The organism is Siminovitchia fortis (assembly GCF_003605365.2).
GTDB classification, from domain to species: domain Bacteria; phylum Bacillota; class Bacilli; order Bacillales; family Bacillaceae_C; genus Siminovitchia; species Siminovitchia fortis.
This window is the reverse complement of record NZ_QYTU02000021.1, coordinates 45674-65945: the sequence shown is the minus strand read 5'-3', so window position 1 is coordinate 65945 and position 20272 is coordinate 45674. Positions and strand designations below refer to the sequence as shown.

At 43.1% G+C, this 20272-nt stretch carries 20 protein-coding genes and 1 other annotated feature; of the genes, 7 read left to right on the top strand and 13 right to left on the bottom strand.

Going from position 1 to position 20272, the window contains the following annotated elements; genetic code table 11:
* Positions 1-147 precede the first annotated feature (147 nt).
* From D4N35_RS10635 to D4N35_RS10605, 7 genes are all read right to left on the bottom strand, one after another.
* Positions 148-924 carry a sulfite exporter TauE/SafE family protein gene (locus D4N35_RS10635; RefSeq protein ID WP_120073336.1) on the bottom strand — a complete coding sequence of 259 codons (777 nt, stop codon included), beginning with the start codon at positions 922-924 and terminating at the stop codon, positions 148-150.
* A 48-nt stretch (positions 925-972) separates the two neighbouring features.
* The gene (locus tag D4N35_RS10630; protein ID WP_120073334.1) at positions 973-1200 is read right to left on the bottom strand and encodes a sulfurtransferase TusA family protein; all 228 of its coding nucleotides are present in this window, start codon (positions 1198-1200) and stop codon (positions 973-975) included.
* Between the two features lie 23 nt (positions 1201-1223).
* Positions 1224-2351 (bottom strand): MBL fold metallo-hydrolase, encoded by a 1128-nt coding sequence (locus D4N35_RS10625; protein WP_120073332.1) that lies wholly within the window; start codon positions 2349-2351, stop codon positions 1224-1226.
* Positions 2352-2392: 41 nt separating this feature from the next.
* Positions 2393-2626 carry a glutaredoxin family protein gene (locus D4N35_RS10620; RefSeq protein ID WP_120073330.1) on the bottom strand — a complete coding sequence of 78 codons (234 nt, stop codon included), beginning with the start codon at positions 2624-2626 and terminating at the stop codon, positions 2393-2395.
* Between the two features lie 2 nt (positions 2627-2628).
* Positions 2629-3213, bottom strand: a complete 585-nt coding sequence (locus D4N35_RS10615) for a sulfurtransferase TusA family protein (RefSeq protein WP_120073327.1) — start codon at positions 3211-3213, stop codon at positions 2629-2631.
* Positions 3214-3251: 38 nt separating this feature from the next.
* Positions 3252-3731, bottom strand: a complete 480-nt coding sequence (locus D4N35_RS10610; RefSeq protein WP_120073325.1) for a DsrE/DsrF/DrsH-like family protein — start codon at positions 3729-3731, stop codon at positions 3252-3254.
* Between the two features lie 117 nt (positions 3732-3848).
* Entirely contained in the window at positions 3849-4112 is a 264-nt protein-coding gene (locus tag D4N35_RS10605; RefSeq protein ID WP_120073323.1) for a metal-sensitive transcriptional regulator, read from the bottom strand.
* A gap of 425 nt (positions 4113-4537) precedes the next feature.
* On the opposite strand from D4N35_RS10605, the gene D4N35_RS10600 reads away from it, so the two are divergent.
* On the top strand, positions 4538-4924 hold the full coding sequence (locus tag D4N35_RS10600) for a spore germination protein (protein ID WP_120073320.1): 387 nt from the start codon (positions 4538-4540) through the stop codon (positions 4922-4924).
* Positions 4925-5038: 114 nt separating this feature from the next.
* Here the strand turns inward: D4N35_RS10600 and D4N35_RS10595 are convergent, their stop codons facing one another.
* Together D4N35_RS10595 and D4N35_RS10590 are read right to left on the bottom strand one after the other, a co-directional pair.
* Positions 5039-5755: an SDR family oxidoreductase gene (locus D4N35_RS10595; RefSeq protein ID WP_120073318.1), complete on the bottom strand. Its 717-nt coding sequence runs from the start codon at positions 5753-5755 to the stop codon at positions 5039-5041.
* An 86-nt stretch (positions 5756-5841) separates the two neighbouring features.
* Entirely contained in the window at positions 5842-6756 is a 915-nt protein-coding gene (locus D4N35_RS10590) for a class I SAM-dependent methyltransferase (RefSeq protein WP_120073316.1), read from the bottom strand.
* Positions 6757-7066: 310 nt separating this feature from the next.
* Between D4N35_RS10590 and D4N35_RS10585 the strand changes: the two genes are divergently transcribed.
* Together D4N35_RS10585 and D4N35_RS18610 are read left to right on the top strand one after the other, a co-directional pair.
* Complete coding sequence (locus D4N35_RS10585; protein WP_120073314.1) at positions 7067-7984, top strand: DMT family transporter; 918 nt, start codon at positions 7067-7069, stop codon at positions 7982-7984.
* Positions 7896-8345, top strand: coding sequence for a hypothetical protein (locus D4N35_RS18610; RefSeq protein WP_222119369.1), 450 nt, complete (start codon positions 7896-7898; stop codon positions 8343-8345). Before D4N35_RS10585 ends, D4N35_RS18610 begins: the two co-directional genes overlap by 89 nt.
* Before the next feature lie 45 nt (positions 8346-8390).
* Here D4N35_RS18610 and tyrS read toward each other — a convergent pair whose 3' ends face one another.
* A complete protein-coding gene (gene tyrS, locus D4N35_RS10575) occupies positions 8391-9653 on the bottom strand; it encodes a tyrosine--tRNA ligase (RefSeq protein ID WP_120073312.1) in 1263 nt (420 codons plus the stop codon).
* Between the two features lie 51 nt (positions 9654-9704).
* Positions 9705-9924: a binding site (T-box leader), on the bottom strand.
* Positions 9925-10033: 109 nt separating this feature from the next.
* Between tyrS and D4N35_RS10570 the strand changes: the two genes are divergently transcribed.
* Positions 10034-13021, top strand: a complete 2988-nt coding sequence (locus D4N35_RS10570) for a transglycosylase domain-containing protein (RefSeq protein ID WP_120073310.1) — start codon at positions 10034-10036, stop codon at positions 13019-13021.
* Between the two features lie 162 nt (positions 13022-13183).
* Here D4N35_RS10570 and D4N35_RS10565 read toward each other — a convergent pair whose 3' ends face one another.
* The 3 genes from D4N35_RS10565 to acsA all read right to left on the bottom strand — a co-directional run bounded on the left by D4N35_RS10565 (position 13184) and on the right by acsA (position 17540).
* Positions 13184-14926, bottom strand: coding sequence for an ABC transporter ATP-binding protein (locus D4N35_RS10565; RefSeq protein ID WP_120073308.1), 1743 nt, complete (start codon positions 14924-14926; stop codon positions 13184-13186).
* Positions 14910-15668, bottom strand: coding sequence for a MerR family transcriptional regulator (locus tag D4N35_RS10560; RefSeq protein WP_164876341.1), 759 nt, complete (start codon positions 15666-15668; stop codon positions 14910-14912). Before D4N35_RS10560 ends, D4N35_RS10565 begins: the two co-directional genes overlap by 17 nt.
* A gap of 153 nt (positions 15669-15821) precedes the next feature.
* Entirely contained in the window at positions 15822-17540 is a 1719-nt protein-coding gene (gene acsA, locus D4N35_RS10555) for an acetate--CoA ligase (RefSeq protein WP_120073304.1), read from the bottom strand.
* 187 nt (positions 17541-17727) lie between these two features.
* Here acsA and D4N35_RS10550 point away from each other — a divergent pair, with 187 nt between their 5' ends.
* From D4N35_RS10550 to D4N35_RS10540, 3 genes are all read left to right on the top strand, one after another.
* Entirely contained in the window at positions 17728-18360 is a 633-nt protein-coding gene (locus D4N35_RS10550; RefSeq protein WP_120073301.1) for a GNAT family N-acetyltransferase, read from the top strand.
* Positions 18361-18428: 68 nt separating this feature from the next.
* Positions 18429-19079 carry an acetoin utilization AcuB family protein gene (locus D4N35_RS10545; protein WP_120073299.1) on the top strand — a complete coding sequence of 217 codons (651 nt, stop codon included), beginning with the start codon at positions 18429-18431 and terminating at the stop codon, positions 19077-19079.
* Positions 19076-20257, top strand: coding sequence for an acetoin utilization protein AcuC (locus D4N35_RS10540; protein WP_120073344.1), 1182 nt, complete (start codon positions 19076-19078; stop codon positions 20255-20257). Before D4N35_RS10545 ends, D4N35_RS10540 begins: the two co-directional genes overlap by 4 nt.
* Positions 20258-20272 lie beyond the last annotated feature (15 nt).

The following is a 20272-nucleotide window of genomic DNA, read 5'->3' as shown; positions in this document are numbered from 1 at the left end:
ACTGTCGTAGCTGCCAATAGTTTAATTATATAATTTTTCCAAATAGACAAACCACCTTTTATTCAAGCTTTGTCTTTTTGGCAAAAATTCGCGAAGATTTATAAATTGAATATTCCAATTACAATTATGCAAGGCTAGTGAGCACACCTATATTAAATCTATCCAGATTTTAACAGCCGTTGCAAAGATCAGTACAGCCAAAATGACTTGCAATATTTTTGTGTTCACTTTTTTACCTGTTATCGCACCAAGCGGTGAAGCAATCAGACTTGCAACAATCATGATGAACGCAGGAAAATAATCCACTTGTCCTGTTGTCATTTTCCCAACGGTAGCTCCAATTGAAGAAATGAATGTGATTGCCAAAGATGAAGCTATTGTCATTCGGGTGGGGATTTTTAATACAACAAGCATGATGGGTACTAATAGGAACGCACCAGCCGCCCCTACAATCCCGGCTCCCAAACCGACAATGAATGCAAGCAAGGCTGCAAGCCACTTATTAAATTTCACTCGATCAAAAGGTATATCATCGATCCCTTTTTTGGGAATAAACATCATGACTGCTGCTATCAAGGCTAGAATACCATATATTACGTTGATTCCACCTTCTGACATTAATTTAGAACCGTAGCCACCGATGAAGCTTCCAATTAGGATGCTGATTCCCATATACCCAATTAATGTTTTATTTAAATAGCCGCCCCTCCGGTATGCCCAAACCCCTCCAATCGTCGCAAAAAACACCTGAACAGCGCTTATGCCGGAGACTTCATGGGCGCTGAATGCAGCTAATCCAAATAAAGGTGGAATATATAAAAGCATCGGATATTTAATGATGGAGCCACCGATTCCAAGCATTCCCGAAATATATGACCCGATGAAACCTATTAAAAAGATGACAATGATGAATGAAAGGTCCATCGTTAATCCCCCTTGAGAAAAGGGAACCTCTATCGGTTCCCTTTATTTTTAGCCCTTTTTAATCCAAAATTTGAAGACTCCATTTTCTTCTTCGGCCTTCAACAATTCATGTCCGCCCGATTTCGCCCATGCAGTCAAATCATTTTTTGATCCTTTGTCAGTCGCATGAATTTCTAATATTTGACCGGACTTTAGTTCATTTATCGCTTTTTTCGCCCTCACAATAGGCATTGGACAAGCCAATCCTTTTGCATCTAAAAACTTTGTTGCTTCCATTTGTCATTCCTCCTAAAGTTTTTTCATCTGACCGCACAGCGGTTCGGACCAATTTCCATTTCTCGTTGCTTTTCTAAATCAGGATTGATTTTTCCCATATTGGTTTCACGGATTTCCTGATAAGCATTCGGCTGTGGCGGCAGATTCTCCGTTACAAGCTTTCTGAACTCCTCTTCGCTTTCAATGTTTAAACCATGGTTTTCTGCAAAAAGAGTTCCTAGTTTTTCAGAAATACTGCCATCTTCATTTAATTCATCCATAATCATAAAATGGGCTGGGAGAACAATCAGCTCTTCTGATAAGTTCTTATAACGTGAATACAATGTTTCCCGCAGATCTCCTACCCAGTCCTCTGCTAAACCAGCAAGATCCGGCCTTCCAATCGAATCAACAAACAAGATGTCTCCTGAAAGTAAATACTTTTCATCCACGATAAAAGATGTAGATCCAATCGTATGCCCTGGAGAATAAAGTGCGTGAATGTCAATTGCCGTATTGCCGATCGTGATCACGTTACCGTCCTCCAAAGGCGCGTAAGCAAAGGTCACTTCCGTTGCATCCTTAGGAGGAAGCCAATAGACTGCATTTGTCTGCTCTGCGATTTTTCTTCCTCCGGAAATGTGATCGGCATGAAGGTGAGTATCAAGCACATGGGTGATGTTCACATTCTTGTTTTGTGCAAATTCAATAAAAACTTCTGTCATACGAGTCGCATCAATAATGGCAGCTTCACCACCCGAAATAACCATGTAGGATAAGCATCCTTTTCCAATCCGGACAAACTGATAAATTTCACCGCCGTCTTTTAGGTCTCCAATTTTTACAGGCTCCAAATGTTCGCTCCATGCTTTCATTCCGCCTTGAAGGTATGAAACATCCAAATCTTGTTCAGACAGCATTTCAGCCACCATCACTGATGAGCCTTCCTTTGCACAGACAACCAGCACTTCTTTATCCTTAGGAATTTTCTTTAAAATTTCCTCCACACCATCAAGAAGTTCAAAATAAGGGATGTTTAAATGCTCCACATTTTCTCCTTCAATTTTCCAGTCCTGAAAATCACTTTCGTTCCGAACATCCAAGATAAACAGATTTTCATTATTCAAGATCTTTTTCGTTACTTCTGTAGATGTCATGGCATTTACTGTCACGCCAATTACCCCCATAGGTATATTTTTAATTAAAATTAACCTTATTTTTGCAAAGCTGTCATGATGCTGCCCGGATCGAACCCGATAATCCACTGGCCATTGATTTCAGTTTGTGGAACACCCATTTGTCCTGTCTTCCTAATCAATTGTTCCATTTTTTTAGGATTTCTTTCGACATCCACTTCTTTAAAAGGTATTTCTCGCTCTGTTAAAAAATTTTTTAACAGAACACAGTAAGGACATCTGGTCGTTGTATAAACAGTCACTGACATTATTGTTAGCCTCCTTCATGATTGATACCTTCTGTGTTACCATTCCACTCACTCATACCCGGTATGACATTGAATACTTTATCAAATCCTTTTTCTCGGAGTTTTTGAGCCGCCAAATCGCTTCGGTTTCCTGTACGGCACACGACAAAAATTTCCTGCTCCTTCCGTAATTCTTTCGCTCTGTCATCTAATTCGCCCATGGGAATGGAGATTGCCCCCGGAATATGGTTGAATGTATATTCCACGGCTTCCCGTACATCCAACACAACAATGTTTTCATTGGATTCAATTTTCTTTTTCAATTCATCATTATTGATTACATGAGGATACTTTTTCTCGACTACCTCATCATTGGAGGATTTTCTGAGGAAATGCTTCAATACATCGCCGTCCTCCAAAGTTCCCAAGTATTGATGACCTGTACTCTCAGCCCAAGCCTTAATATCGGGTTTAGACCCTTTGTCAGTTGCCTGAACCTCTATAACCTTGCCTGCCTCCAATTCATTCATCGCTTTTTTTGTTTTAACAATCGGCATCGGACATGCTAATCCTTTTGCATCCAGGATAATATCTGCGTTTATGTTACACATGCTTTAACCTCCAATTAATTATTCTTCAATTCCTTCGATTAAATAAATAGATTGACATGACCTATTTCCGCATCCGCAAGATATGCCGCCACACCGGCATATTCGATTCCATTCAAAAGCTCCTCTTTTTGCAGACCAAGCAAGTCCATTGTCATAGTACAAGCAACTAACTTAACATCCTGCTCTTGAGCCATTTCAATTAACTGTGGAAGAGGTATGGCATTATGCTTTTTCATGATCCCCTTAATCATTTTGGGACCGAATCCAGCAAAGTTCATTTTGGAAAGCCCCATCCGATTTGCCCCTCTTGGCATCATTTTGCCAAACATTTTTTCCATGAAGCTTTTCTTGACTGAAATATTTTCTTCTTTGCGCAATGCGTTTAATCCCCAAAATGTATGGAAAATAGTAACCTCATGATCATATGCTGCTGCACCATTGGCGATGATATAGGCTGCCATAGCTTTGTCATAATCGCCGCTGAACAAAACGATCGTGGTTTTTTTCTTATCTGACATTCAACTTCCTCCTATTCTATATACCCAACCAGGTATTATTAAAATCAAAAATATATTACCTTTACCCCTATGGGTATAACAATAATAAAAATAAAAGGGTATGTCAACCCTTTTTTTCTAACGACTTTTCACCAATAAATTTACCGCTTCTTTAACAAGCTCTTCCGTATTTTCTTTTCCTGCCATATTTGCCCTTTGAACACACTCAACCAAATTGGAACTAACTACCACGCCAATTGTCCGATCAATCGCAGTCCTTGCAGCAGACAACTGGGTGATGACCTCTTTACAGTCCTTATTTTCATCCATCATTTTTAATATTCCTCTAAGCTGTCCTTCAATGCGCTTCACTCTATTCTTCATTTGATCATCATAATTCAATGAAATTACCCCCTTTCGTGCTGCACTCCATATTTATGGAATTTTTCTGTTAAATAAATTGTACTCATGATCCGGATTGAATAACCGGTATACGATAACCCTCCTTTGGCAAATATCGGATGCCCGTGTTCCTTTCTATCTGCCGGAGACTTTTACATAAAGGTCACTGGCAATCCGAATATTTAATGTATTTAAAGTCAAAACGATTATCCTGGCTATCACATTTAGAAAAGCATTATCAATAGTCATTTTATACCCGTAAGGGTATATTGTCAACTCTAGCATATAAAAGGTCAGGAAAAAGTACTGACGTTCTCTCCTGTGCGTACAATGAGGTACCCTGTTCAAAACCGTCTCAAAATCATCACATACTTCTTAATGATAGGCAAATAATACCACTAAGTCTGAAAAGGGGGAGCCTTTCAATGAGGAAGCGTTATTCAAAAATCGAAAAGTTGACTAAACAAATAAAGGGAAAAAATACAAAAGACCAGCATCAAAAATTTTCTAACGTTGATTGGCATGCGTTTTCAACGAATATTAACGAAAATGAGAAAACATTAAAACAACAGTTAGGTACAAGTGAAGATATTAAGTTTACTCATTTCACGATTAAATTACAAAATGATGATGCACTTAATGCCGTGTTGGTTGCGATTGATCGATTAGTAGACGAAGAGGCAAAAAGAAACAATATATTGAAACCCCTAATCGAGCACCCTTTGCAAGAAAAGCCTAATGATGATTTGAAACAACTCAGAGAAAGGATTTCTGTAAAAGAAATCACCGTTGAAGACAATCTTTTAAGATGACCCACAGCTTGTGCTTCCTTCTTAGGTAAAGGAGACCGCCTTAGCTTCTATACATCCCTTTTTTCGGACAGCGTTTAAACCGGCCGCACTGTAATTTCATTGACATTCGCATAATCAGGCTGGGTAACCGCATATACTACGGCTTTTGCGATATCCCNTGACATTCACATAATCAGGCTGGGTAACCGCATATACTACGGCTTTTGCGATATCCCGCGCTTCCAGTTTTTTACGTTCGGACACGCTTTTGCTTAATCGGGTGTCCACCATCCCCGGGGAGATATTGGTGACGCGGACGCCGGTTCTGGCCAACTCTTTCTCCAATCCCGTGGAGATCGCACGGACCGCAAATTTGGTTGCACTGTAAACTGTACTCATTTTTGTAACTTCCAATCCGGAAACGGAAGCGATATTGACGATGTGGCCGCTTGAGCGCTCAAGCATGGAAGGCAATACTGCATTGATTCCGTACAGCACACCCTTGACGTTCACATCAATCATCTGCTCCCATTCTTCGACTTTTCCTTCCTGTACGGTCGCTGACAGCATCTGGCCTGCATTATTAATAAAAATATCAACATTTCCGAATGCTTCTGACGCTGTTCTAACCAATCCCTCTACCTCATCTCTGTTCGCCATGTCTGTTCTCACGGCAAGTGCTTTTCCGCTTCCCTGCCGATTGATTTCTTGCTCCATTTCATTCAGTTTATCTGTTCGGCGGGCGGCCAGAACCACATTGGCCCCCTCGCCAGCTAGTTCCTTGGCAATCGCCGCACCAATTCCGCTGCTTGCCCCTGTGATTACAGCTGTCTTTCCTTGTAATTTACCCATGTTCGACTCCTCCTCTTGTGCCCTTTTACAGAGAGTCTACCATGAGTAGCAGGGTTGAACTACTAAGTCGCATCCATTTGGGAACTCTATTTTTTTACTGCATGAATATAATGAATCGTTTCGAAGGCTGTCAGGTAATCTTTTCGATTGAGAAAATAAAGGCCGTTAATATCATCCGGGGATAAATGTTCATAGATGAGCAAGCTTGAATTTGCCAACATATTCTCAATTTCAAAATATGAAAAACAAGATTTCATCGGCTCTCCGCCGGCCGCAGCCATTTTCACCATATTATCCACTCTGTTGGAGATCCCTTTCTCTTCGAATAATCTTTCATCTGCATAATCGAAAACAATGGAGCTTCCTTCAGGCAGTTCGGAAAATAATTGGTTAATCAGGCTTGATAGTTCCGCTTTCGTTAAATAATAAGAAACACCCAGAAGACTAAAGAAGGTTTTTGATTTATCAAACCCTTTATCCACAAGACTTTGATAGGAAAACTTACTGGTGAAATCCATTGGAACAAAATGAAGATTTTTTGGTATTTCTAAACCGGCTTCTTCTAATCTTTTCTTTTTAAATTGTTGCGTTGAAGGGTGATCAACTTCAAAGATTTTCAGGGTATGTTCTAATCCTGGATGCCGGAAGCTAAATGTGTCCAACCCGGCACCTAGGATGACATACTGTTTCACTCCCAGTCTAATTTCGTTAAGCAATACTTTTTCACAATACGCAGCGCGAGCCAAAGGCGTTGGCGACAATTGAATTTGTGTAATCCATTTTAATATTTCTTCCGTCCGGCCTTCGAATTGTTCCGCTATATCTTTATTGAAAAATTGTATGCCTTGCACCATATTTTCTTTGATGTCGTTGAATTCCTTTAGGGAGATTAAATCTTTTGCTATAAAGTCATTAAAAATTTTGGGTGTATCAAATTGACTGTGATACGCTCTGCCGAATGCAGAAATTAATGAAGTTAAACTGGGTTCACTTTCATTCATACAGTACCATCCTCCAAAAAAAAATGAGATTCTCCCAACAAGGAGAATCTCATTATATTAAACATTTTAATAAATGTAAATTATAGCATAATTAAATTTTTTTGTCAAGTTAAAAGGTTGCTGATTTTGCTGATGTATAGTAATTCGTATTATTTTCGAGTTGCAGCCTTTTGATTGGCATGTGATAAAATAAGGGATACATAATCTTTCCTACATCTAAACACGTAACCTCCCATACTTTTACTTTTTCGATTCATCCATGTGTTGGTACACCATGTGAAATTCATACATAGAAATCGAGGGAAAACAGATGAGTTCAAATCAAGCGGCGATGGCTTATTCGCGGATCAGGGGTATGGCTTTGGTTTTAACCGGAGCCATTTTTTGGGGAGTGTCCGGCACGGTTGCCCAGTATTTGTTTCAGCAGGAAAAATTCAGCCCGGAATGGTTGACAGTCGTACGGCTGCTATCATCGGGACTACTTCTGCTGGCCATCGCTTACAGGAAGGAAAAAGAGCGGGCATGGGCTGTTTGGAAAAATAAGCGGGATGCATTCAATCTTATCATTTTCAGTATATTAGGAATGCTGGCTGTTCAATATACCTATTTTGCAGCCATTCAATATAGTAATGCAGCTACAGCCACCGTACTTCAATATTTGGGGCCTGTCCTGATCACTCTCTATGTTGCCGTGTTGATGAGGCGGATGCCCCGGCCGATAGAAGCGGCTGCTGTCCTATTAGCCGTTCTCGGAACTTTCCTTCTTGTCACCCAGGGAAGTATCCGCCAGCTTTCGATTTCGGGACTGGCGTTATTTTGGGGGCTCAGCTCGGCTGTGGCCATGGCTTTTTACACCCTTTATCCCCATTCCCTTCTAACCAAGTGGGGTTCCACCATTATCGTAGGTTGGGCGATGTTGATTGGAGGAGCAGGCTTCAGCTTCGTTCATCCTCCATGGCGGTTTGAAGGCCAATGGTCCATCCCGGCTGCTTGCGCCGTTGTCTTTATCGTTATTTTCGGTACGCTGATCGCCTTTTACTGCTACTTGGAAAGCCTGAAATACCTCAGTGCTCCGGAAACAAGTATCCTGGCTTCGGTCGAGCCTTTATCAGCGGCATTTACATCCGTCATCTGGCTTAATGTCAGTTTCGGCGTGCCCGAATGGTCGGGCACACTTTGCATCATTGCCACGATTGCACTATTATCTTTGGGCAAATCAAGAAACTAAGTTTTTTAAGGCCTCTGCCTTTTCAAACGAACAACCCTCTTCATATTTTATAGTAAGGGGGGTGTTTGTTTTGGCTCGGATATATCAAAGAAGACGCGGGCTTTGTCTGTTTCCCGGCTATAACTGGTGCGGTCCGGGGTGCAGCGGACCGCAAGGCCCCATCAATGATGTGGATGCATGCTGCATGAGGCACGATATATGTCTTAAACGGGGAATTCATCCCTGCATTTGTGATAACAGGTTCATTCAATGTCTGCTTGCAAAGCGTGATCCGAACACTCAAAAAGGGCGAATTGCGACCATCATGTATATTTTTATGCGGATCAAAGCTTCTACATTTTGCCGGGGCTACAGACGATAGAAAAAATACGAAAGCCGGCCTCGTACGAACGAAACCGGCTTCTTCCTAGTTATATCTGATCATGTAATATTTTTTCTTGCCGCGGCGGATGATGGTGAATGTGCCGCCCAGTTTATCTTTTTCACCCAATTCATATTCAATATCTGTGACACGCTCTCCATTGATCGAAACAGCTCCGTTTTGGATATCTTCGCGAGCCTGACGGCGCGAAGGAGAAATCTTGGCTTCCACAAGCACATTGACAAGACCCATGTCTTCCCCTGCAAGTACATGCGTTGGAACATCTTTAAAGCCCTGCTCCACTTCCTCAACGGACAATTCTTTAATATTTCCGCTGAAAAGAGCTTCCGTGATCCGGATTGCCTGCTGCAGGGCATCTTCCCCATGGATCAAACGGGTCATTTCTTCAGCGAGTGCTTTTTGTGCTTTTCGCAGATGGGGTTCTTCCTGTAATGACTTTTCTAGCTCTTCAATCTCCTCTTTTGAAAGGAATGTAAAATACTTGAGATATTTCACAGTATCTGCATCTGCTGTATTGATCCAGAATTGGTAAAACTCATACGGAGTTGTTTTTTCAGGATCAAGCCAAATGGCTCCGCCTTCGGTTTTTCCGAATTTCGTTCCATCCGCTTTTGTCACGAGCGGAATTGTCAGGCCGTAAGCTTTTGCATCCTCTCCTGCCATTTTCCGGATAAATTCAAGTCCTGTTGTAATATTTCCCCATTGATCGCTTCCGCCAATCTGCATTTTGCAATCAAGGTTTTCATACAGGTGAAGAAAGTCGATTGCCTGTAAAAGTGTGTACGTAAACTCGGTAAAAGAAATTCCGCTCTCCAGGCGGGTGGCGACTGTTTCTTTTGCCAGCATATAATTGACGCCGATATGCTTGCCATAGTCGCGCAAAAATGTGATCAAATCCATTTTGCCTTGCCATTCGAAATTATTTGTCATCACCGCGGCATTCTCGCCTTCGAAATCAAAAATCTTCATTAACTGAGTTTTGATCCCTTGAACATTTTTGTCGACCTGCTCAAGTGTCTGCAGCCTTCTCTCTTCTTTCTTTCCGCTCGGATCCCCGATCAGCCCGGTCGCTCCACCGACCAAAACAATCGGGCGATGCCCATGCTTTTGAAAGCGGCGCAATGTCAAAAATGGCAGCAGATGCCCGATATGCATGCTGTCCGCTGTCGGATCCACTCCGCAATATAAAGATATCTTCTCTTTTTCCAACACATCTTTGATTCCCGCTTCATCTGTCTGCTGGTAGATGACTCCACGCCATTCCAATTCTTGAAGTAAAGTTTCCAACTCAATTCCCTGCTTTCTTTTTTAAAATAAAAAACGCCCCTTCGTCAAAAACGAAGGGACGACTTGTATATCGCGTTACCACCCAACTTGGGAAAAAATATTTCCCCGCTCTGAAAAAATAACGGCTCAACACCGTTTGCCGCTACTTATATTTCACGGCAAAAGCTCCCGGAAGTAATTCGCCGAATGCTGTTTGTACCGGTTTGCACCAACCACCGGCTCTCTTGCTGACAGGGACAGCCTGACTACTTAGTCCGTTCCTTGCTTATATATTTGATTGAAAAGTATTGTAACCATTTTAATCAGGTTTGTCAAATTCCTCCGAAAAAAGGAGCTTCCTTATGCTATAATAGTGATGATTTCAGGAGGTATTTTTTATTATGCATAATTTTTTCAATAAATTGCGTGAGCGTGCCAGGCAATTTTCTGACGGATTGGATAACAAGGATATAAGTAAAAAAGCCAGGATCACCTATGGAGTCGCATGGAATATTATTCTTTTGACAGTGATTCTCTTATTCCTTGGGGGCGTTTTTGCAGGAGGCGTTGGAGCAGGTTATTTCGCCTCTCTTGTGAAAGAAGAAAAAGTCCGTCCTGCAGCCAGCATGAAAGAGGATATTTTTGAATATGAGGAAACATCGAAGCTTTATTTTGCCGATAACGTCTTCCTTGGAAAACTCCAGTCTGACATCGACAGGGAAGAAGTTAAGATCAAGGATGTATCCGATTATGTGAAAAAGGCTGTGATTGCCACAGAGGATGAGTATTTTTACGAGCATGACGGCGTTGTCCCCAAAGCTTTGATGAGGGCCGTTTATCAGGAATTGACAAACTCGGCAGTCCAATCAGGCGGGAGCACGCTGACACAGCAATTGATCAAGAACCAGATTTTAACGAATGAGGTTTCATTTGACCGTAAAGCTAAAGAAATTTTACTTGCATTAAGGCTTGAAAAGTTTCTTGAAAAAGATGAAATTTTGGAAGCGTATCTAAATGTAACGACGTTCGGCCGGAACTCAACGGGCCAAAACGTTGGGGGAGTACAGGCGGCCGCAACAGGAATTTTTGGCGTCGATGCTAAAGATCTGAATCTTCCGCAGGCCGCTTTTATAGCCGGCTTGCCGCAGAATCCATTTATGTATACCCCATTTGCCCAGGGAGGCGGACTCAAAGAAAAAAGCCAGCTTGAACCGGGGCTGAACCGGATGAAAACCGTCCTGAATAGGATGTACAGCGAAAATTATATTACGAAAGATGAATATGACAAAGCATTAAAATATGATATTGTCGCCGATTTTATCAAACCGCAGCCAAGGCCGTTCGAGAAGTACCCATACCTTACGGAAGAAATTGAACGAAGGGGCGTCGAGATTCTGACTAAAATTCTTGCCCAAAAGGACGGCTACAGCAAAAAAGATCTTGAGAAAAACGGCGGAAGGCTGATGGAAAAGTATACCAAACTTGCCAAACGAGATATCAGACAAAACGGATATCAAATCCACTCTACCATCAATAAAGAGATATACGATAAGTTTCAAAAAATTAAAGATGAGTATCAAAATTACGGCTATACGAAGGTCAGCCAGGTAAAGAATAAAGAAACAGGAAAAATGGAAGAGAAAATTGAACCTGTTCAAATCGGCGCCATTCTTATTGAAAACAAAACCGGAAAGATTTTAAGTTTCGTGGGCGGCCGGGATTATAAATTGGAAGCACAAAACCATGCCACCCAGGCTAAGCGCCAAAACGGATCAACGATGAAACCGCTGCTTGTCTATGCACCGGCGATGGAAATGGGGTTGAGTGCACCCGGTGCTGTCGTGGCGGATATTCCGATTTCCGTCGGCGGGAAAGCGTTCAAAAACTATAGCGGCCGATATTATGGACTCGTTTCTTCCCGGGAAGCCCTGGCCAAGTCGCACAACGCTTCCGCGATCTATACGTATTTGAAAACAATCGATAAAGAACCTTATAAGTATTTAGAAAAAATGGGAATTACCACTTTGACGGAAACCGATAAAACCACTTATGCCGCTGCACTGGGAGGAGTTCAAGACGGTATCACCGTCGAAGAAAACACAAACGCTTTTACGACATTCGCCAATGGCGGGAAATTTATCGATGCCTACATGATCGACAAGATTACGGATGCCGATGGAAAGGTCGTATACGAACATAAAGTGAAGCCAGTGGACGTCTTCAGCCCTCAGACAGCTTATTTGATGACAGATATGATGAGGGACGTGTTCAGATACGGAACAGCGTCCGCCGTTCCAGGGATGCTGAAATTCTCTGCCGACTGGGCTGGAAAAACAGGTACGACCAACGGACCGAACGATTCCTGGCTGATCGGCTCGAATCCGAATGTCACTTTCGGCACTTGGATTGGATATGATGAGCCGGCACCTCTTTCCAGTGACGGAAGCGAGAGTATGCGGAATTACGGAATTTGGGCAAGGCTGATCAACGGCGCTTATGATGTGGCTCCAGATCTGATTAAGACGGATGAAAGGTTCAAAATGCCGGGAGGCATTGTCAGCCGTTCATACTGCGCGATATCCGGAATGCTTCCATCAAAAGCATGTTCAAGTCTCGGTCTTGTGAAGTCTGATATATACAACGCGAAATATGTACCGACAAAAGTGGATGACAGCCTTGGCAACGGGCGCTACGTGACAGCAGGAGGAAGAAATTATCTAGCTCTTCCGCAAACACCCGAAGAATTCACCAAGCCTGGCGGAATGCTCAATCCTGAATTCATCAAGCGGATCTCCCTCGGAAGATCGATTGATCCTTCCTATCTGATTCCGCCGAATGATGAACGCTGGAAAAACTTGCTCGCTGCAGGCGCCGTTCTCAAGGATGACGGAAAAGCACCGGCAGGCGTTAAAGCCTCCGTTTCTGGCGGCACGATTTCATGGAGTCCTTCTGGAAGCCACGACGTAGTCGGCTACCGGGTGTATTCGGAATCTGGAAAGAAGGTTGCTTCCGTCATGTCAGATGGAACACTCTCTAGAAAAGTCGGAAATGGATCGTACTACGTCGTCGCTGTAGACATTGCCGGCCGTGAATCCGCTCCTTCCAATAATGTTGGTGCAAAAGAAGAAGAGAAAAAAGAGAAAGAAGTTACTGAAACATCCGCTGCTGCAGATCAAAAAGAAAAGAAAGAACAGGCTGAAAAGGAAAAAGCTGAGAAAGATAAAGCTGCAGCAGAGAAAAAGAAGCAGGAAGAACAGAAGAAAAAACAAGAGGAAGAAAAGAAACGGCAGGAAGAGCAAAAGAAAAAGCAGGAAGAGGAAAAGAAGAAACAGGAAGAACAGAAGAATACGGAGCAGGAGAATCAAAACAAAGAAAATGAGGGGAATTAACTGCCATCCCCCTCTTTCTTTTTAGAAAAAGCGCTGGGGACTTTTAGTTAAAGTCGTCGGCGCTTTTTGTTTTGGACAGAACCAGTCGGTTTCCACTTTTGCTTTGATTCAATGCTTTTTCAGATAAAGTTAAAGAAAAAAGATGAGTTAGAGAGTAAATTTCTATATTGCTGGTTCGGTTTTCATTTGTTGCTGGACAAGTTTTTGGTACAAAGGGTGAGACTCCATTAATTGTCTATGTGTCCCAATCCCGGAGACGGCCCCTTCTTCAATAACAATGATTTGATCCGCCTCAACTACCGTGGATAGACGGTGAGCAATAATAAGTGTTGTTCGGCCAGCCATTAAATGTTGTAAAGCGCTCTGCACAAGTCCTTCTGATTCACTATCCAAATTGGAGGTTGCTTCATCCAGCAACAGAATTTTCGGATCACGCAGCAAGGCACGGGCAATCGCAATTCTTTGCCGCTGCCCCCCGGATAACTTGATTCCGCGTTCTCCAACTTCCGTATCATATTGGTTCGGAAGATTTTCTATAAATCCTGCAGCATTGGCAAGCTCAGCCGCATGTCGAATTTCCGCTTCATCAACGGACCTTTGGAGGCCATAGCAAATATTATCTTTTATCGTTCCTGACATAATCGGACTTTCTTGTGATACATAGCCAATTTTTCCACGCCAGCTTGTAAGCTGGAGATTTTGTATATTACTATTCCCTATTCTAATACTTCCCTGTTGGGGTTCATAGAACCGCTCAATCAAAGAGAAAATGGTTGTCTTCCCTGAACCGCTCGGTCCCACGAAAGCGACAGTTTGCCCAGGCTCGATATGAAAGCTCAAATCCTTTATTACTGTTTTTCCACTTTCATACCCGAAGCTGACACGGTCGAAGATTATCGTTTCTTCGTGATTTGTTTTCCCATGACTATCGTTTCTTTCAACGGGTAAATCTAAAAGATTTTGGATTCGCTCAGTTGCCCCCATGGCTTTTTGATAGTTTGTAAAAAATGTGGCAAGCTGGCTAAAAGGAATAACGATCTGAAACATGTAAATGATGATCGCTACAAGAGAGCCCGCTGTAAGATCTCCTGACGCCACTCGTGCCCCTCCATAACCTATCAAGATTACAAGTACAATCATTAGGATAGTGGTCATGAAAGGTGAAACGATCGCTTGAATTTTCGCTTCCTTTAAACCGAAACGGAATAATTCATGAATTCCTTTATGCCCTTTTTTTCTTTCCAGTATTTGTCCGTTATAAGATTTTACTAATCTAATGTCACTGAGGACACGCCCAAGATGTGCGCTGAATGAAGCCAGTTCATCCTGGGTTTGTTTGGATATCGAGTAAACCTTTCTACCTAAAGGAAACAAAACAATCATGGATACAGGAATCGAGCAAAGCATGATCAAGGTCATTTTCCAATCAATCATAATTAGAATGATTAAGGCGCCAATAATAGAGACGATTCCTGACACGGATGAAACAAGGTGATTGGTAATGAGCATTTTGACTGTGTTCGTATCCTGCGTCACACGGCTCATCGTTTCGCCCGATTGGTGTTTATCAAAGTATGGAATTGGCAATTCAAGTATATGGTCCCAAAGCTTTTTCCTTATATTGGAGACAAACTGCTCACCAATATATGACATTAAATAAAAAGAAACGCCCCCGGAAATGGTTTGAATAATAAATGCGCCCGATAAGAGGAAAATCAAACTCATTTCTATACCGGACTTGGCAACCTGGTCTACTAAATTTTTGGTGAATAGCGGAACAATGAGACTGGCCCCCGTTTCAAGCAGGCTTAATATAACTGCAAAGACAAGTACCCAGACAGCGGGTTTGCCAATTTTTATGAGTTGAAGAAAACTAGATCCAGAGTTTTTATTTGTCGTTTCCATTTAATTCATCCCTTTGCTTTAAATATATCTCCATTGCCTGCTGAAGGAATATTTCTTCTTGTTCGGTAAATGGTGATACAAAGAGAGATGGGGTATCTTCGACAGAAATAGTCTCCAATTGATCAAGATCAAAATCATTACCGAGTAAATCAAATACAATGGTAACCAGTTCATGGATATTCGCTTGCAGTTCAGTATCATCCGGTTCGCAAGTATGAATTAAATCTTTTATCTTTTGAATGATAAGCGTGGACCGTTTGTTTACTTCAAATCCTTGTGCTTCAAACATTTCCATCACATGATTGACCGTCTGCTCAGGAAAATATTCCCTCATCCAGTCAAATTGCTCTTTTTCATTCAAAATACTGTGAATAAGGAAATGCAGGACCCGTGAATCCATTTCTCCTTCCTGTATGATTTCAATCGCATGCTCCAATGCTTTGATCACCTGGTTCAAATGTTCTTGTTTTTGAATCATAAGCTTCTTTTGGAACTTTAATGAATCCTGTAAATTTGCTTTTTGATCCTTTAATAAAGGTTCAATGTCCTCAAGAGTAAACCCTAAATATTTTAAAGATACGATTTGTTGAAGAGGCGCCATATCTTTGTCTTGATAATACCGTCTCCCCGATTCGGAAATCTTGCTTGGTTTTAATAAATTTTTTTCATCGTAATATCTGAGAGCCCTTTGCGTGACACCGGTTAACTTGGAAAATTCGCCAATAGAATAATATTTTTTCAACGTGATTACCTCCGTTCCATTTACTACTCTTAGCTTACATCTTAACGCAACGTTAGAATCAAACATTTTTTTGAGTTTTATTTAATCTGAACTAAAAAGAAGAACAAGAGGCTTATCCGTAACGATAACCTCTTGTTCTTCTTTCAATATTATTCAGTCTTCCATCGTTGAGAGATCACCCGCCGGCAGGTCCAGCTCCCATGCTTTTAGCACGCGGCGCATGATTTTGCCGCTTCGGGTCTTAGGCAGCTTGTCTTTGAATTCAATTTCCCTTGGTGCCGCATGGGCCGCAAGCCCCGTTTTGACAAACTGGCGGATTTCTTCTTTCAATTCTTCCGATGGCTCATATCCTTCGTTTAAGGCCACAAATGCCTTGATGATTTCACCGCGGACAGGGTCCGGTTTTCCAATGACGCCGGCTTCGGCAATGGCTGGGTGCTCAAGTAGTTTGCTTTCCACTTCAAAAGGCCCCACCCTTTCTCCTGATGTCATGATCACATCATCCACCCTGCCCTGGAACCAAATATATCCATCTTCGTCCATGTAGGCCGAATCCCCGGAAATATACCAGCCGCCAGGGAGAAAATATGATTCATATTTCTCCGGATTGTTCCATATTTGGCGCATCATCGAAGGCCAGCCTTTTTTGATCGCCAGGTTCCCCATCCTGTTTGGGGGCAGGACGTTCCCCTGATCGTCGACGATGGCAACTTCAATTCCCGGAAAAGGTTTCCCCATGGATCCCGGCTTGATTTCCATGCAAGGATAGTTGGCAATGACATGCGCTCCCGTTTCCGTCATCCACCATGTATCATGAATCCGTTTGTTAAATACTTTCATTCCCCAGCGGATCACTTCAGGATTAAGCGGTTCACCTACACTGAGAATATGGCGGAGCGAGGATAGATCAAATTTTTTCACGAGTTCATCACCCGCGCTCATCAGCATCCTGAATGCTGTCGGGGCACTGTACCAGACGGTTATACCAAAATCCTCAATCGTCTGATACCAGTTTTCCGGCTTGAAACGGCCTCCCGTAATGACGTTTGACGTCCCGGTCAACCATGGTCCAAATATTCCGTAGGATGTTCCGGTCACCCAGCCCGGATCCGCCGTACACCAGTATATATCTGTTTCCTGCAAATCGAGAACCCAGCGTGCTGTGTGATAATGCTGGATCATGGCATTATGGACATGAAGCACCCCTTTTGGGCGCCCGGTCGATCCGGAAGTGTAATGAAGGATCATGCCGTCCTCCCTGTCCACCCATTCAATATCAAGATCATTGTCCGCTTCGGCCATTTTCTTATTAAAGTCAACAAAAGGGCCTGCTTCCTCAACATCGCTGCCTACGATAAAAATTGTTTTTAAATGCGGCAGCTCGTCCACCGGTACACGCCCAATCAAATCAGGGGTTGTTATCAATACCTTTGCTTCACTGTCTTCCAGCCTGTCTTTTACAGCACCCTCCATAAACGCTTCAAAAAGCGGCCCGACGATGGCTCCCAGTTTGATCGCTCCAAGAACGGAAAAATAAAGTTCCGGCGAACGGGGCATAAATATGAATACTCTGTCCCCTTTTTCTACATTTCCGTACTCTTTTAATACGTTTCCCGCTCTATTGCTCCATTTTTTCATCTCATAAAACGTATATTTTTCATTTCTCTTTTCATCCCGGTAAAACAAAGCCACTTTATTCTTCCGAAAGGACTCAGCATGACGGTCAATCGCTTCATACGCCATATTGACCTTCCCTGTTTCAGCCCAAGAAAAAACTTTCTCGGCATCTTTCCAATCAAAACTTTTGTATGCTTCTTCATAATCCTTTAGATTATAGCTGCCTTGTGTGACTGGTAACGTTTCCACTTTCATCGGGCGAATCCTCCTTCATTAGAATTATTTTTCCATTATAATATAATCGACATAATTCCACAATTAGTCCATCTTTTGAAAAAATTACGTTTGCCTATACTTTACCCATTTCCGGCAAATGAAAGCGTTCATTTAATCGTGTATAATGAAAGTCAGCCTTTTGATGAGAATTCATGGAGGTGGCCGAATGGAGCATCGCAAAACGTACAATGCCATGGAGTTAAGGACGAAGGACAGCACCCTTCTTATAGAAGGCCCCATTTCCGCGGAGCAGCTGGCGCAACTCGAGTTCCACAAGGATCTGGTTTCATTCAGACCGGCACCCCAGCAGAAGAAAGCATTGGTTGAAATTGCCGGACTGCCTGAGGGCAGGATCATTATTGCAAGGGAAGATAATGTTGTCATCGGATACGTTACCTTCTTATATCCGGATCCGCTTGAGCGTTGGTCCGAAGGCAATATGGCTGATTTGCTCGAGCTTGGCGCAATTGAAATCATACCAAAGTTCCGTGGGCAGGGTGTAGGAAAAGCACTCCTTAAAGTATCGATGATGGACGACGCAATGGAAGATTATATCATCATAACAACAGAGTATTATTGGCACTGGGACTTAAAAGGAACCGGGCTGTCTGTATGGGATTATCGAAAAGTGATGGAAAAAATGATGCACGCGGGAGGCTTGGAGTGGTATGCCACGGACGACCCGGAGATTTGTTCGCACCCCGCGAACTGCCTGATGGTGCGGATAGGAAAAAGAGTCGGCCAGGAATCCATTCAGCAGTTTGACCGTCTAAGGTTTAAAAACCGGTTTATGTATTAAAAGACGTTGACCACCGCATCCCATGCAGTTGGACATTTTCGGGACTTTCGAAAAGGAGTTGAAGAACCATGATTGTAGAGCAAATCATGACAAAAAATGTGCATACCCTGTCTCCTGAATCCACGGTGAAATCTGCGCTCACCCTTATGAGACAACACAAAATCCGCCATTTGCCTCTCAGCAATGAAAATGAGGAAGTGGTCGGCCTTGTAACAGAACGTGATATAAAAAGCACCTTGCCTTCTTTTTTAAAAGGGGAAGCACTTGAAGAACATCTTCATGCCCCTTTATCAACAATTATGAACTGCAATGTGATCACGGGGCATCCCCTGGATTTTGTTGAAGAAATTGCTGCTCTGTTTTATGACCATAAAATCGGCTGCCTTCCCATTGTAAATAACCGAAAACTCGTGGGAATCATAACGAGCACCGACCTTCTGCATACAATGGTTGAGCTCACAGGAGCCAACAAACCCGGTTCACAGCTTGAGGTCCGGGTGAAAAACCGTCCGGGTGCCCTGTACGAAGTAACTGCCGTATTCCATAAGCACCTTGTCAATGTTCATAGCGTACTTATTTATCCCGACCCGGATGATGAGGATTATCAAATCCTTGTCTTCCGGATTGCCACCATAAATCCCATTCCCGTCATCGATGCTTTAAAGAAAGAGGACCTTCATGTGCTGTGGCCAAACATGCCAGGGATGTCATCATCATGAAAAACGGGCCCGTCTTTATTTATTCCGATAAATTATTGGAATACCGATTTTCAGAACATCATCCGTTCAATCAAATTCGTTTGAAGCTTACCCTCGAATTGTTGGAAGCGATTGGGGCCATATCCGAAAACGATATTGTGCAGCCAAGGCGGGCATCCGATGAAGAATTGATGCTGATTCATGACCCGTCTTTTATCCATGCAGTAAAGCAGGCCGGAAATGGAAACCTGTCAGTTGATCGGGCAGAGGGATTCGGGCTCGGCACCGAGGACACCCCGATTTTTCCGGGGATGCATGAAGCAAGCTCATTGATTGTCGGCGGAACTCTGACGGCCGTCGACTATGTGATGGAAGGGCGGGCCAGCCATGCCTTGAATGTAGGCGGAGGCCTGCATCATGGTTTCAGGGGAAAAGCATCCGGCTTCTGCGTTTATAACGACTGCGCCGTGGCCATTAAATATATCCAAAAAAAATATAAGGCAAGGGTGCTTTATGTCGATACGGATGCCCATCACGGCGATGGTGTGCAGTGGTCTTTTTATGATGATGACACTGTCTGTACGTTCTCCATCCATGAAACCGGAAGATATTTATTCCCCGGAACAGGACAAAGCAATGAATGGGGCCAGGGAAAAGGCTACGGATTTTCATTCAATGTCCCATTGGATGCTTTCACAGAGGACGAGTCATTCATCGCTGCCTATACAGAGGCTTTCAGGGAAATTGCGGAATATTTCAGGCCAGATGTCATCCTGACGCAAAACGGGGCTGATGCGCACTACTATGACCCGCTCACCCATTTATCCGTGACCACGAAAACATACCGCGAGATTCCCAGGCTTGCACATGAACTAGCCCACCAATATTGCGAGGGAAGATGGATTGCTGTCGGAGGCGGCGGTTATGACATTTGGCGGGTAGTCCCGCGGGCATGGTCCCTTATTTGGCTGGAAATGACCGGCCAACATGTTTCCGGCCGCCTTCCGCAAAGCTGGATCAAAAAATGGCAGCCCCATGCCGGGCTGCCCCTGCCTGATCACTGGGACGATCCCCCGGACATGTATAAGCCAATTCCGAGAAAGCAGGAAATCACGGAAAAAAATCAGCAAACTGTTGACCGGTCTTTACTTTATCTTCGAGAGCAGGTAAAACAGAAGAACAAAAATCCGGACAGATAAACGATTCTGTCCGGA